14 protein-coding genes and 2 tRNA genes are annotated in these 12662 nt (G+C 65.3%); 8 read left to right on the forward strand and 8 right to left on the reverse strand.

What is annotated here, in order from left to right; genetic code table 11:
• Position 1 precedes the first annotated feature (1 nt).
• Positions 2 to 1081: an FAD-binding protein gene (locus BMG00_RS11340; RefSeq protein WP_078574424.1), complete on the reverse strand. Its 1080-nt coding sequence runs from the start codon at positions 1079 to 1081 to the stop codon at positions 2 to 4.
• An 89-nt stretch (positions 1082 to 1170) separates the two neighbouring features.
• Positions 1171 to 2604, reverse strand: coding sequence for an FAD-linked oxidase C-terminal domain-containing protein (locus BMG00_RS11345; RefSeq protein WP_078574425.1), 1434 nt, complete (start codon positions 2602 to 2604; stop codon positions 1171 to 1173).
• 82 nt (positions 2605 to 2686) lie between these two features.
• On the opposite strand from BMG00_RS11345, the gene BMG00_RS11350 reads away from it, so the two are divergent.
• From BMG00_RS11350 to BMG00_RS11370, 5 genes are all read left to right on the forward strand, one after another.
• Entirely contained in the window at positions 2687 to 3388 is a 702-nt protein-coding gene (locus BMG00_RS11350; RefSeq protein ID WP_078529888.1) for a DUF599 domain-containing protein, read from the forward strand.
• Positions 3389 to 3427: 39 nt separating this feature from the next.
• On the forward strand, positions 3428 to 5170 hold the full coding sequence (gene recJ, locus BMG00_RS11355; protein WP_078529889.1) for a single-stranded-DNA-specific exonuclease RecJ: 1743 nt from the start codon (positions 3428 to 3430) through the stop codon (positions 5168 to 5170).
• 170 nt (positions 5171 to 5340) lie between these two features.
• A tRNA-Glu gene (locus tag BMG00_RS11360) sits at positions 5341 to 5415 on the forward strand.
• A gap of 26 nt (positions 5416 to 5441) precedes the next feature.
• Positions 5442 to 5516: transfer RNA gene (locus tag BMG00_RS11365), tRNA-Glu, on the forward strand.
• Positions 5517 to 5767: 251 nt separating this feature from the next.
• The gene (locus BMG00_RS11370) at positions 5768 to 6475 is read left to right on the forward strand and encodes a dimethylsulfonioproprionate lyase family protein (protein WP_078574805.1); all 708 of its coding nucleotides are present in this window, start codon (positions 5768 to 5770) and stop codon (positions 6473 to 6475) included.
• A gap of 411 nt (positions 6476 to 6886) precedes the next feature.
• On the opposite strand, the gene BMG00_RS11375 is transcribed toward BMG00_RS11370, so the two are convergent.
• From BMG00_RS11375 to BMG00_RS11395, 5 genes are all read right to left on the reverse strand, one after another.
• A complete protein-coding gene (locus tag BMG00_RS11375; RefSeq protein WP_078574426.1) occupies positions 6887 to 7219 on the reverse strand; it encodes a hypothetical protein in 333 nt (110 codons plus the stop codon).
• A gap of 625 nt (positions 7220 to 7844) precedes the next feature.
• On the reverse strand, positions 7845 to 8105 hold the full coding sequence (locus BMG00_RS11380; RefSeq protein WP_078529891.1) for a DUF6455 family protein: 261 nt from the start codon (positions 8103 to 8105) through the stop codon (positions 7845 to 7847).
• A complete protein-coding gene (locus BMG00_RS11385; protein ID WP_078529892.1) occupies positions 8105 to 8398 on the reverse strand; it encodes a DUF6455 family protein in 294 nt (97 codons plus the stop codon). Before BMG00_RS11385 ends, BMG00_RS11380 begins: the two co-directional genes overlap by 1 nt.
• 64 nt (positions 8399 to 8462) lie before the next feature.
• Positions 8463 to 9755: a DUF2254 domain-containing protein gene (locus BMG00_RS11390; RefSeq protein ID WP_078529893.1), complete on the reverse strand. Its 1293-nt coding sequence runs from the start codon at positions 9753 to 9755 to the stop codon at positions 8463 to 8465.
• 53 nt (positions 9756 to 9808) lie between these two features.
• Positions 9809 to 10582 carry a M48 family metallopeptidase gene (locus BMG00_RS11395; RefSeq protein ID WP_245795019.1) on the reverse strand — a complete coding sequence of 258 codons (774 nt, stop codon included), beginning with the start codon at positions 10580 to 10582 and terminating at the stop codon, positions 9809 to 9811.
• Positions 10583 to 10719: 137 nt separating this feature from the next.
• On the opposite strand from BMG00_RS11395, the gene BMG00_RS11400 reads away from it, so the two are divergent.
• A complete protein-coding gene (locus BMG00_RS11400; RefSeq protein WP_078529894.1) occupies positions 10720 to 10983 on the forward strand; it encodes a hypothetical protein in 264 nt (87 codons plus the stop codon).
• 3 nt (positions 10984 to 10986) lie between these two features.
• Here the strand turns inward: BMG00_RS11400 and BMG00_RS11405 are convergent, their stop codons facing one another.
• On the reverse strand, positions 10987 to 11235 hold the full coding sequence (locus BMG00_RS11405; protein WP_078529895.1) for a DUF167 domain-containing protein: 249 nt from the start codon (positions 11233 to 11235) through the stop codon (positions 10987 to 10989).
• Between the two features lie 120 nt (positions 11236 to 11355).
• On the opposite strand from BMG00_RS11405, the gene BMG00_RS11410 reads away from it, so the two are divergent.
• Together BMG00_RS11410 and BMG00_RS11415 are read left to right on the forward strand one after the other, a co-directional pair.
• Complete coding sequence (locus tag BMG00_RS11410) at positions 11356 to 11958, forward strand: nitroreductase family protein (RefSeq protein ID WP_245795020.1); 603 nt, start codon at positions 11356 to 11358, stop codon at positions 11956 to 11958.
• Positions 11955 to 12650 (forward strand): EI24 domain-containing protein, encoded by a 696-nt coding sequence (locus BMG00_RS11415; RefSeq protein ID WP_078529896.1) that lies wholly within the window; start codon positions 11955 to 11957, stop codon positions 12648 to 12650. Before BMG00_RS11410 ends, BMG00_RS11415 begins: the two co-directional genes overlap by 4 nt.
• The last annotated feature ends 12 nt before the right edge of the window (positions 12651 to 12662 follow it).

Genomic DNA, 12662 nt, shown 5'->3' on the forward strand with positions numbered 1-12662 from the left:
GTCAGCCCATCCTTCCGGGGTTCAGAATACCGCGCGGGTCGAATTGCGCCCGAAGCGCGGTCGTGAGCGTGGCGATCGGCGCGGGTTCGGGCTCGAAGGTGACGCCCGCCGCTCCGCGCATGCAGGTCGCATGGCCCGAATAGGGCGCTGCCAGAGCGCGCGCCTCGGCCCCCTCGGGCAATAGCGCCCAGATCAACCCGCCGCCCCAATCAAGGAGCACCTCCCCGCCCAGACGTGCCACAATCTCCGAGGCCTCCGAGGGTTTGACCGAAAAGCGCCACAGATCGCCCGGTTTGCCGACGAACGGCTCCAGATCGCGCAGGCTGGCCCAGATCGCGGCCGATCCCTCTTCCTCGATCCGAACCGGGCCGAATTTCTCCAGAAGCTTGCGAAGCTCACCCGCGCGATAGGCGACCGACTCGGCCAGCCCCTCGACCCGCACCACCGCGCCGACATCCGGCACCCAGCCCGCGCCAGAAACATCGAAGGGCGAACCCAGCGCCGCCGCCAGCGCCACCGGCGCGGCCCCTGCCGGAAGGTCGATCACGACGGTCGCCTGCGCGGGCGCTGCGGGCAGCAGCTTGAAGGCCACCTCGCTCATCACGCCGAGCGTGCCCCAGCTCCCGGCCATCAGCTTGACCAGATCGTATCCGGTGACGTTCTTCATCACCCGTCCACCGTTCTTCACCACCTGACCGCGCCCGTCGACGAACCGCACCCCGATGAGGCTGTCGCGACAGGCCCCGGCCTGCACCCGGCGCGGGCCCGAGACATTCGCCGCAACGACGCCGCCCACCGTGCTCACGCCCGGAGCCCCCAGAACCGGCCCCCAATTCGCGGGCTCAAACGGCAGACGCTGGCCCTCCGCCGCAATCGCCGCCTCGACCTCGGCCAGAGGCGTCCCGGCCCCGACCACCAGCGTCAGCGCGCCCGGCTCGTAAAGCGTGATCCCCGTGATCCCGACTTCCAAAGGCTCGCCCAGACAGCGCCCCACCGGCCGCGTGCCCCCTCCTCGCACGGCCAGCGCGCCACCCGCATCGCGGACGGCCTCGGCCAGCTGCGCTTCGCTTTCAACTCTCATGAAATCTGCCTTCCTCTTGGCAAAAATATCCCGGGGGCTCGCGACAGCGAACGGGGCAGCGCCCCTCCCCGCCCTCAACCCGCGCCCCGTCAGCTCACACGGCGGCTCGCACTCGCGCCCAGCGGAAACACCTTCGCGGGGTTCAAAAGCCATTTCGGATCGAACACATCCTTTACCCGCATCTGCGCCTCCAGATCGGCGGGCGCGAACTGCACATCCATCAGGTCGCGCTTCTCGATGCCCACGCCATGTTCGCCGGTCAGGCAGCCGCCCGCCTCGACGCAGAGCTTGAGGATCTCGGCACCCAGCTTCTCGCACAGCTCCTGATCGCCCGGCTTGTTGGCGTTATAGAGGATCAGCGGGTGCATATTGCCGTCACCCGCATGGAAGACGTTCGCCACATCGAGCCCGTATTCCTTCGACAGCTCGCCAATGCGGCGCAGCACGAAAGGCAGTTCCGAAACCGGGATCGTGCCGTCGAGGCACATGTAATCGTTGATCTGCCCCATCGCGCCGAAGGCGGATTTGCGGCCGAGCCAGATCCGCGCGGCCTCGTCAGCCGATTGCGCTTCGCGGAACTCGACCGGATCGTGACGGCCCGCGATCTGGCGGATCATGCCGATCTGCTCGTCGATCTCCGCCGCGGAGCCCTCGCATTCGACGATCAGCAGCGCCTCGCAATCGGGGTAGCCCGCATGGCAGAAGGCCTCGGTCGCGACGATGCAGGGGCGATCCATGAACTCGATCGCGACCGGCAGAATGCCCGCCTTGATGATATCGGCGACGCAGGCGCCCGCGACCTCGTTCGAATTGAACCCGATCAGCACCGGGCGCGCGCCTTCGGGCTTGGGCAGGATCTTCAGCGTGGCCTCGGTCACGACGCCCAGCTGCCCCTCCGAGCCGCAGATGAGCCCCAGCAGATCGAGCCCGCCCGCATCCAGATAGGGCCCGCCGATCTCGACCACCTCGCCCTCCATCGTGACCAGCGTCACGCCAAGGAGGTTATTCGTCGTCACCCCGTATTTCAGGCAATGCGCGCCTCCCGAATTCATCGCGATATTGCCCGAGATCGCGCAGGCCAGCTGCGACGAGGGGTCGGGCGCGTAGAACCAGCCGTCGCTCTCCACTGCGCCGGTGACGGAGAGGTTCGTGCGCCCCGCCTCGACCCGGATGAAGCGGTTCGCGTAATCGGTCTCGAGCACGGAATTCATCCGCGCGAGCCCCAGCACCACCGAATCCGCCTGCGGCATCGAACCCCCTGCAAGCGATGTGCCCGCGCCGCGCGGCACTACAGGAACGCCCATCTCGTGACAGGCTTTCAGGGCCGCCGCGACTTCGGCCGTCGAGCGCGGCAGCACCACGCCCAGAGGCTGGCAGCGGTAGGCCGAGAGCGCATCGCATTCGTAGGCCCGCGTCTCGTTCGGGTCATCGATCACCGCATCGGCGGGCAGCACTTCGCGCAGACGGGCGATAATCTGCGGCTTGCGCGCCAGCAGATCGTCATTCGGCTTCGGCATTTCCATGAGCAACTCCTCCCGGTTGGTCAGAAAATATAACCAATAAGCCCCGGTGACAAGACAAGCTGCATCACGCTAACTGATCAGCATGACCGAGTCCTTGCAAATCGGCCCACTTGGGCCGCTCGACCTTGCCGCATTGGCGCTTCTGGTGGTCTCCTGGATGGTGATCGGCTGGATGACCGAGCATTCGAGCCCGTCGCGCCCATCCATGGGCAAGTTGATGGCGGGTTACCGGCGCGAGTGGATGCGACAGCTGGTGACGCGCCAGCCGCGCATCTTCGATTCGGCGATGGTGGACGGGCTTCGGCAATCGACGACCTTCTTCGCCTCGACCTCGCTTCTGGCCATCGGCGCGGGGCTTGCGCTGATCGCCAATCCGCAGCCCCTGGCGAATATCGCGAGCGATTTCGCCCTCGATCGCGGGCCGGATCTGCTCTGGGAAGCGCGCATCCTGACCGCCGTTCTCTTCGGGGCGAACGCGTTCTTGAAATTCGTCTGGTCGCACCGGCTCTTTTCCTATGCCGCGATCGCGATGGCGGCGGTGCCCAACGATCCTCAGGATCCGCTCGCCTATCCGCGCGCGGCACAGGCGGCGCAGATCAACATCAACGCCGCGAAAAGTTTCAATCGCGGGCTGCGCTCGGTCTATTTCGCGCTGGCGACGCTGGCCTGGCTGTTGGGGCCTTACGCGCTGATCGGGGCCGTGGTCTTCACCACCGGCATGCTCTGGCGGCGCGAGTTTGCCTCGGACTCGCGTCAGGCACTGCTGGAAAATCGCCCCGACTAGGCGCTGGAAGGCCGGATCGGATTTGGCTAAACCCGGCTCATGAGCAGTTTTCTTTCCGTCGACCAATCACTGACCGGCCGGCGCTGGGTGGGGCCCTCGCCCGAGGCCGACCGGCTGGCCGAGGCAATGGCGCAACAGACGCGCCTGCCCCTGCCGCTGGCGCGCATCCTCGTGGCGCGCGGCGTAGCCCCGGAAGAGGCCGAGGGGTTCCTCGAGCCGACCCTGCGCGAGCTGCTGCCCGACCCGCGGAGCTTGCGCGACATGGAGGCGGCGGCGACCCGTTTCCTCAAGGCGGTGAAATCGGGCGAGAAGATCGCCGTTTTTGCCGATTACGACGTGGATGGCGGCTCGTCGGCGGCACTCCTGATCCATTGGCTGCGCGCTATGGGACGTGAGGCCACGCTTTATATCCCCGACCGGATCGACGAGGGCTATGGGCCGAACGTCCCGGCGATGGAGGCCCTTGGCGCCGAGCATCCGCTGATCGTCTGCGTCGATTGCGGTACGCTGAGCCACGAGCCCGTCGCCGCCGCCAAACCCGCCGACGTCGTCATTCTCGACCACCACCTTGGCGGCGAGACCCTGCCCCCGGCGCTGGCCGTGGTGAACCCCAACCGTCAGGACGAAACCGGCGAACTGGGGCATCTTTGTGCGGCGTCGGTTGTCTTCCTGATGCTGGTCGAGGCGAACCGGCAGCTGCGCGAAGAAGGTGTGCAGGGCCCGCCCTTGATGGCGCTCTTGGATCTCGTGGCACTGGCGACCGTGGCCGATGTGGCACCACTCACAGGCTGCAACCGCGCGCTCGTGCGACAAGGGCTCAAGATCATGGCGTTGCGCGAAAGGCCCGGTCTTGTGGCGCTGTCGGATGTGGCGCGGCTCGACCGGGCGCCTGCCGCCTATCATCTGGGCTTCGTGCTGGGCCCCCGGATCAACGCGGGCGGGCGGATCGGCGCGGCGGATCTGGGCGCGCGATTGCTGGCGACCGACGATCCGCATGAGGCGCAATCCATCGCGGAACGCCTCGATGCACTCAACACCGAGCGTCGCGATGTCGAAAACGCCGTGCGCGAGGCGGCGCTCAGCCAGGCCGAAGAGCGTGGCGCCGACGCTCCGCTCGTCTGGGCCGCCGGTCCCGGTTGGCATCCGGGCGTCGTGGGGATCGTGGCCGCAAGGCTGAAAGAGGCGACGAACCGCCCCTCGGTCGTGATCGGCCTGGAGGACGGGATCGGCAAGGGCTCGGCCCGCTCGGTCGCGGGCGTCGATATCGGCGCGGCGATCCAGCGCGTCGCGGCGGAAGGGCTGCTCTTGAAAGGCGGCGGGCACAAGATGGCGGCGGGGCTGACCGTCGAGGAAGACAAGCTCGAGGCCGCGATGGCGCGGCTCTCGGAGTTGCTGGCCAAACAGGGCGCGGGTGAAATCGGCCCGCGTGATCTGCGCCTCGACGGGCTCCTGATGCCCGGCGCCGCGAGCGCGCAGCTGATCGAAGACCTCGAGCGCGCCGGCCCCTTCGGACAGGGCGCCCCTGCCCCACGTTTTGCCTTTGCGGGCATGGAGATCACCGGCGTGCGCCGCATCGGAGAAAGCCACTTGCGCTTCCATTTTGGCGACGGGATGGGCGCGCGGATCGAGGCGGTTTGCTTTGGCGCGTTCGATGGCCCGCTCGGCCCGGTGCTGAGCCAGCCCGGGGCCGGGCGCTTCCACCTCGCGGGGCGGCTCGAGATCAACTCCTGGGGCGGGCGCAACAAGGTTCAGCTGCGTCTCGAGGATGCCGCGCGCGCCTGAGACGAAGCTTCGGCATCCGCACCGAAACCAATGTTTTTCAACGCTTTCCGGGCAGGCGTCACGGGAGAAGAAAAACTTTCCGCAAATCCGCAAAAACCCTCTTGCGAGTCACGGTTCTCTGGCCTAAACACCGCTCCACCTCACGCAGGTACTGCCGGAAGGCTTCGCGTGGTCCGTTCGTCTATCGGTTAGGACGCCAGGTTTTCAACCTGGAAAGAGGGGTTCGATTCCCCTACGGACTGCCACTTCCCATCCTGCAAGAGCGACGCGTGGCCCGTTCGTCTATCGGTTAGGACGCCAGGTTTTCAACCTGGAAAGAGGGGTTCGATTCCCCTACGGGCTGCCATCGTCTCCCCCTGAAACCATCGCGAAATCAAATCGCTACGGAAAATCGCCACGGCCCGCATTCGATTTGCGGAATACCGGATCACGCGGCAAGACCCGGTCTCTTTCCCTTTCGGGTCCCCTTTTTCCATCGTGTCGATTTCATGCGCTGACGCGACGCTCCCTTGATCTGGCGACGCGCGCTGGCACACTAACCTGAAAGACGCCCCGCAACCCCGCCGTCAACCTGCGCCCGCCCTTTGGATCTTGTCGATGACCCTGCCCCTGTCCGAGACCACCCCCGAGAGCCCGCCGCACCTGTGCGACCTGCCGGACTGGCTTTATTTGCTGCGCGAGTTCGACACGCTTTACCGCCACGGCTCTGCGGGTGGCAGTCGGCTGATCCGCTCGCATCGCAAACGGGTCCGCGACACGCTTTCGCAACTCATCGACGCCAATCCCGAGATCACCCCGCGCCGCCCCGAGGCAAAGCCCGTCACCGCACATCTGCCGCGCGCGCTCGACTTGGGCGAGAGAGGCGCGGTTGCCGGGCTCGCACGCGCTCTGGGCCGCGTGGCCCCGGCGCTGACCTGGGAATATGGCTACGAGAAAGCCCCAAAGGCGCTCGCGCGCAAATATGCCTATTGCGAGGTGCTTGGCCCCCGCGGCCCGGTTCGCTCGGAGCGGCTGATCCTCGGCTTCGTGCTTTTTGCGCCGAAGACGACCTATCCGCAGCACAGCCATAGTGAGATCGAGGAAAGCTATATTTCCGTGTCCGGCCCGTGGTCGGAAAAGGACACGGCCGTGCATGCGCCGGGATCGCTGATCCTTAACCGTCCCGATCATGAGCATCGCATCACAACAGCCGATATCGACCCCTGTCTGCTCGCCTATGCATGGGTTGGCCCGGAAGAGCGGCTGACCGCGCCGGGCATGAAGCTCAGCTCGACCCGAAAAGCCCGCGTGGCGCAGGGGATCTGAAGGTCGGGGCGAAAGAGCGCGATCAGCTTTCCCGGAAGCTGCCACGCAAGCTGTCGGCGAACGGACGCAGAATTTAGTAGAAGAGTGAGCGCCCCCCGGTCTGAAGCATCACATCGGCAGGCATCCCTGAGATGAAAGCGAGCGTCTTGCCTGCGGGCACGCGCATCGAGATAGCGTTCAGGCTCGCTTCGCGGCTCCTCGGGGCTTGATACCTTAGACCACCGCAAGCTTGCTGCTGGAACGTAGCCGCGCCCATGGCTCATCACGTTCCGGGACAAATTTCCGTCAAGGATTGCCACGCATTTCCGGAGTAATCCCCGTCGAGGATGTAGATCTGGCTACCGACGCCATCAGAGGCTGAGGGCCTGGCCGCATAAACGCACGAGACATCGCTATCGCGGCCTACAACCTTCACCTCAGGCTCATCACCCGGCGTCGGAATTGCGCTGCGGCCGTTCCTCCACCGGCCGAGAGTGTAGCCAACCCATCGGCAAGGCTCGCATTGGTGGAACCACCTCCTCTGGCGGCGTTCAAAAGGAAGGTCTTATTCAGGGAGGCATCCGGGTTCACATGCCATTCGGTAACGACGTTGCCTTTGGCCTCACCGTTGAGATCGGCCTCGTCTCTATCGATCACCATCCCGCTGCCATGGCCGCCACGCGCCAGATCGACTGTGATGTCGTCGGCGGTCCCGTAGACGCCATAGGGGACCGGATCGGTAACGTGATCGACCTCGAAAGTCACGCCGCCCCCCGACCTCGACGCCCTCGGTGGTGATGATCGCGCTGGAGCCGGGGGAGTAATCCGCCTTGTCCGTGGGCACCGTGAGATCGGCAATGCCGACAATCTGCTCATCATCGAGAACAATCCCGGGTGTCTTCTTTCAGCGCCATTGGTCAGCCCCAAAATCCCGCCCTTGCCGGTCGGGACGTTGCCTTGCCTTAGCGCCTCGGGACGGTCGGAAAGGGATGGCCTTCGCGCTCGGGCCATCATCGGGTAATTCAAGCCTTCACGAGAGTATCGGCTTCGTTGTGTTTGGTATGTTTTTCCGCCCCGCACATTGGGGCGAAGGGGCTCACAGGGTCACCAACCCGTCAACGTGCCTACGAATGAAAATTATGGGCTGCATCTTTTCTAGGGAAGCTAAGCCGCGGCGGGATTTTTTTTCGGATAATTTCGGGGATCTTCAGCCACAGCGCAGTACCACTTGCCAACGGCCGACGGCTCGGAGCGTGCCCAATCCGACAAGGCCCTGCTTGCAGCGATCAGCATAGCCGATCAGGCCGCACCGGTCGTTAAAAAAGCGAAGAAAGCACACGAACGAAAAGTGAGAGGCGACCGGATCGCCTCGTCACCGATTGCGCGGCGCTCAGTGCAGCGCGCGCAGAGAGTTGAGGATCGCGGAATTGGGGCAATCCTCGGGGATCGGTTCGGGGTCCGCGCCCTTCTCGGCGAGGATCGCCAAGCACAGCTCGGTACGCCCGCAGGTCCGGCATGTCGTGATCATCTGCGCGAAATCGGCCTGGGTCAGAAAACCGTCATGCATTGCCTCGGAGATATTCACTCCGATCCGCCGCGCCATGCCGCGGGTCAGCCAGAAATTCAGGTCGATACTGTTTTGCATACCCATCATTCCACTCCTTCGGTCCGGGCCCGGGCTGCATCGCGCAACCGGGACATCATCAGGCGGTTTTCACAGTAGGAGGGTGGCGCGTGTAAAGGCGTTTGCTCGGGATCGTTCTCCGAAAGCCAGACTACGCAGGCTTCGGGGTCGCGACATTCGGTGCAGCGGACCAAGGCATCCTTCCAGCCCTCTGCGCTCAATCGGCCCTGTGCCATCTCGGCGCTCAGATCGGCCCCCATGAGCTGCGCCATGCGGTTCATCATGGCGGCGTGACGGTTGAGATTCTTCGCTGCGCACATGGCCGGTCTCCCTGTGTGATACGGCCACTGTGCCGTGGCGTCAGCGAGCCAGCCATGATTCAGATCAAGCTCCGGTTGTCTCTCCCGGCCCGCCGAATCGCGCGGCGGTTTCCTGCGCAAGCGCAGTGATGCGCGTGCGCTCCGCCTCGACGACGAGCGCCGATTGCGAGAGCTCGGCCGCGCGCAAAGCCTGAATTGCCGCCGGTTCCCCGAAATGCTCGGGCTGGATCTTCGCCAGTGCCGAGAGCACCTCCTGAAGCCGCAACGCGACCTCGAACATCCCCGCCCCGTCGCGACCGATCGCCGAGAAGGCATCCTCGATCAGTTGGCCCGGCGCGATGGGACGCACGAGAACGCGCTCGAACTCGCGATGCGGGGTGCCCGGCGGGTGCCAGTCGGCCAGCACGCGGATCAACCGCCCGAGAATGTCGATGCCTGTGCCCGGGTCGTTGATCCCGGGAGAAAGCGCGCGCGAGGCGATCTCGGCCAGAGCGATCAGGCCGAATTGCGGGTCCTGATCGAAATCGCGGGCGTGGTCGATGGTGAAGGCGTCGCGGACGGCCTCTTCGATTGCCTCGCGCCCCTCGGCATCGACGGGAAGCGCGTCGCACAGAACCAGATCGACGGCGCGATGAACGAACTCGCCGGGCGGCGCGCATAGCCAGATGCGGCACTCATTAGCACGTGCGATCTTCTCGAGCGCACCGATATCGACATGCTGGACATGGCCGGTCCGGTCCGACGCCACCCCGAAGACACCTGTTGGCGGGTCTTTCCAAAATTGCGCACGCAGCCAGGGCTCGGCACAGCGGGTAACAAGCGCCGCACGCGCAGCCTTCTCCACCCGCGAGATCACGTCGCCCAAGCGGCCGAACTCACTTAGATGCTGCACCCATCGCAACAGCGACAACACCACGATCGCGACTACGAAAAGCGTCACCACCAGCAGGATGAAACGTCCGGAGTCGTCGTAGATCTGGGTCTCGAGCGCGATGATGCCCACCAGCGAGAAGACAAAGGCGCCGATGAAGCTCGCCAGCACGTTCTGGGTGATGCGGTCGGTCTGTAGCAGCTTGATCGCGCGCGGCGTGGCGCCGGTCTGGGCCGAACCGAAGGCGGTCACCATAATCTGGAGCGAGAAGGTCGTGACGGTGAGCATCGCGGTGGCGATGATCTGGAGGATCGGCTCGACCGAGCCCGCCCCCATCTTCATGCCAAGTTCGGGCGGCACGATATAGCCAAACCCCGCTGCGCCAAGCGCGGTCACGATGCCGAGCAGGCCGAAGGCGCTCACCCGCACCCAGATCTCGCGCAAGACATTCTTCAACCGCCAGCGCAGTTGCGAAAAGATCGCCATCCGTCCCCCGTGTCAGGCGCATCGTGGCGCCCTTGTGTTTCAGCCTCAATCGCTCAAGGGCGTGCAAGGTTCCCTGCCCCTGCGCCCCGGCGCAGTTCGGCCACGGTGTCGCGAACCACGTCGATGCGCAAGGCATTGGGCGGGTGCGTGCCCAGGACCCGGTCGCCGGGATCGGGCAGGCGCATGAAGAAGGCCGCGCCCTTGAGCGGATCATAGCCCGCATCCCAGGTGATGATCGTGCCGAGCCGATCCGCCTCGAGCTCGTAATCCTTCGAATAGATCCGCGACCCGAGTTCCGCGCCCAGTTGCCGCGCCTGCTGGATCGTGTGCGCATCCGCGCCCTGCGCCTGCGCCGCACGCCCCAGGAACACCGCGCCGATCACCGCGTCGCGCTGGCGCGATGCGATATGGTCGGCGATGTGATGGGCGGCCTCGTGGCCGATCACGAAGGCCAGCTCATCGGCATTGCGCACCTCGCCCACCAGCGCGAGCGTGACCCCGATGACCGGACGACCGGCGCGGTCGGTGGTCTGGAACGCATTGGGTGGCTCGTCGAGCCGGTCATCGACCACGAGGAGATAATCGCAATTGCGCCCGGTCGTGCGCGCGCGACACTCCGCCTCGATCTGCGGCTCCATGCGCTGTGCCACCGCCACGAGTCGATCCACCGCTTGTTCGGCGCGTGCGGTGATCTCTGGCGAAGGGGGTGGCGCGTTCGGAACCTGCGCGACCGGCGTCGCCACGCAGCCTGCAAGTGCGACCAGAAAAGGCAGAAGGATCAGGCGAAGCGGGCGTGTGATCGGCATCGACTCGGACAAACGGTTCATAAACAGCGTGAAATTTCGTCGCTCTTGCGTCAGCTTAGCCCGCCCCCGCCCGTTCGACTAGCGCAACGGTGATCAACTGTTACACGACGCGCGCGATTTCGCTTCCGCAGCCGCCAGCGCCGCGCTAGCATCATTTCATGTTTACCATCGAACACGAATTCGACGCGACCGTGATCACCCTCGTCGACGAGGGGGCCGATCCGCGCGACTATCTTCAGGAAGACATCACGATTTCCTCTTTCGAGGATTGCGTGGTGGTCGAACAGCTCGACGAGCAGACCGATCAGGTGCAAACGATCACCTTCAGCCATGCGCAGCTGCGCGAACTGGCCGCGGCGCTCAACCTGCCCGAGGGGGTCTATCGCCTCAAGAAGAGCGAAGCCCCGACCGAGGACGGCTGAGGATCAGTCGAGACGGAAGACCTTGTCGCGGGCGGTCTCGCCCCGGATCAGCGTGAGCCGCGTCTTCGCGACCCCCAGCGCCTTCGCGAGCAATTTCTGCACGGCCGCATTTGCCTTGCCGCCCTCGGGCACCACCGTCACATAGGCGCGCAACCTCTCCTCGACCATGCGAATCTCGTTGCGCGAGGCCTTGGGCGTCACGCGCAGCGCAATTTCGGTGCCGGACACGGCGAGGTGGCTCAGATCTGTCATCGACGCGCAGCATAGGCGCTGCAATCTTGCGCACAAGACGCCCGCGCTGGCGTTGCGGGATCATGTGGTTGTAATCCGCCCGCGCTCGCCCGATATCTGGCGCAGGAAACGGAGACGCTGATGACCGAAATGACCCCCGTGAACCCGGCCCGACGCAACGAGGCGGCAGTGGAGTTTCTGCTCACCCGTCGTTCGCGCCCGGCCAAGACTCTCGTGGCGCCCGCGCCGGACAGCGAGGCGCTGCGTGAAATCCTGACGGCAGGCGCACGCAGCCCCGATCATGGCAAGCTCGAGCCGTGGCGGTTTCTGGTGATCACCCGCGACGCCGCGCTGCGCCTCGGTGCCGAAGCCGAAGCCCGCGCCGAAGCTCAGGGCCTGCCGGCGGACAAGGTCGCGAAGGCGGGCAAGCAGTTTCTCGACAGCCAGCTTTGCGTGGCGGTGATCCTCTCGCCCAAGGAAAGCGACAAGGTGCCCCATATCGAGCAGGTCTATTCCGCGGGCGCGGTGTGCCTCTCCCTTCTCAATGCCGCGCTGGCGGCGGGCTGGGGCGCGAACTGGCTCACCGGTTGGGCTGCGCATGACGCGGCCTTCGGGCGAGATCTGCTCGGGTTGCAGCCGGGCGAGAGCGTCGCGGGCTTCATCCATCTCGGCACCGAGGCCGTCACCCCGGTCGACCGCCCCCGCCCCGATCTCGATGCGATCACCAGCTGGATGACCGAATGATCTTCGCAAGTTACGTGAAAGCCTGGGGCGATCTGTTGCGCCCCGGCGCGATGAAAGTTGTGGGTATCGGCGTTGCACTGTCGCTGGGCCTGCTGATCGCGATCTATGTCGCAATGGTCTGGCTGATCGGCTGGCTCGTGCCCGACAGCTTCTCGCTGCCCTTCATCGGAGAGATCGGCCATATCGACACCGCGCTCTCGATCGTCTCGGCGGGCGTGATGCTGATCGCGAGCATGTTCCTGATGGTGCCCGTGGCCTCGGCCTTTACCGGTTTCTTCCTCGAGGATGTGGCCGAGATGGTCGAGGATGCGCATTACCCCGCCCTGCCCCCGGTGCGCAAACTGACCCTCTCCGAAAGCCTCTCGGACACGCTGCGCTTCTTCGGGGTGATCATCGTGGCGAACCTGATCGCACTGGCGATCTATCCCTTCGTGATCCCGCTCGCGCCGTTCCTGTTCTTCGGGCTCAACGGTTACCTTCTGGGGCGCGAATATTTCCAGATGGCTGCGCTGCGCCGGATGGAACGTGACGAGGCGCTCGCGCTTTATGAGCGCAACAAGGCGACTGTCTGGGCAGCCGGCGCGCTGATGGCGGTGCCGCTCTCGATCCCGCTCCTGAACCTCTTCGTGCCGGTTCTGGGCGCTGCGGGCTTCACCCACCTGTTCCACGCGATCATGGGCCGGCGCGGGTAATCCCGCGCCGCG

Source organism: Thioclava marina (assembly GCF_002020135.1).
In the GTDB taxonomy this organism is placed as follows: domain Bacteria; phylum Pseudomonadota; class Alphaproteobacteria; order Rhodobacterales; family Rhodobacteraceae; genus Thioclava; species Thioclava marina.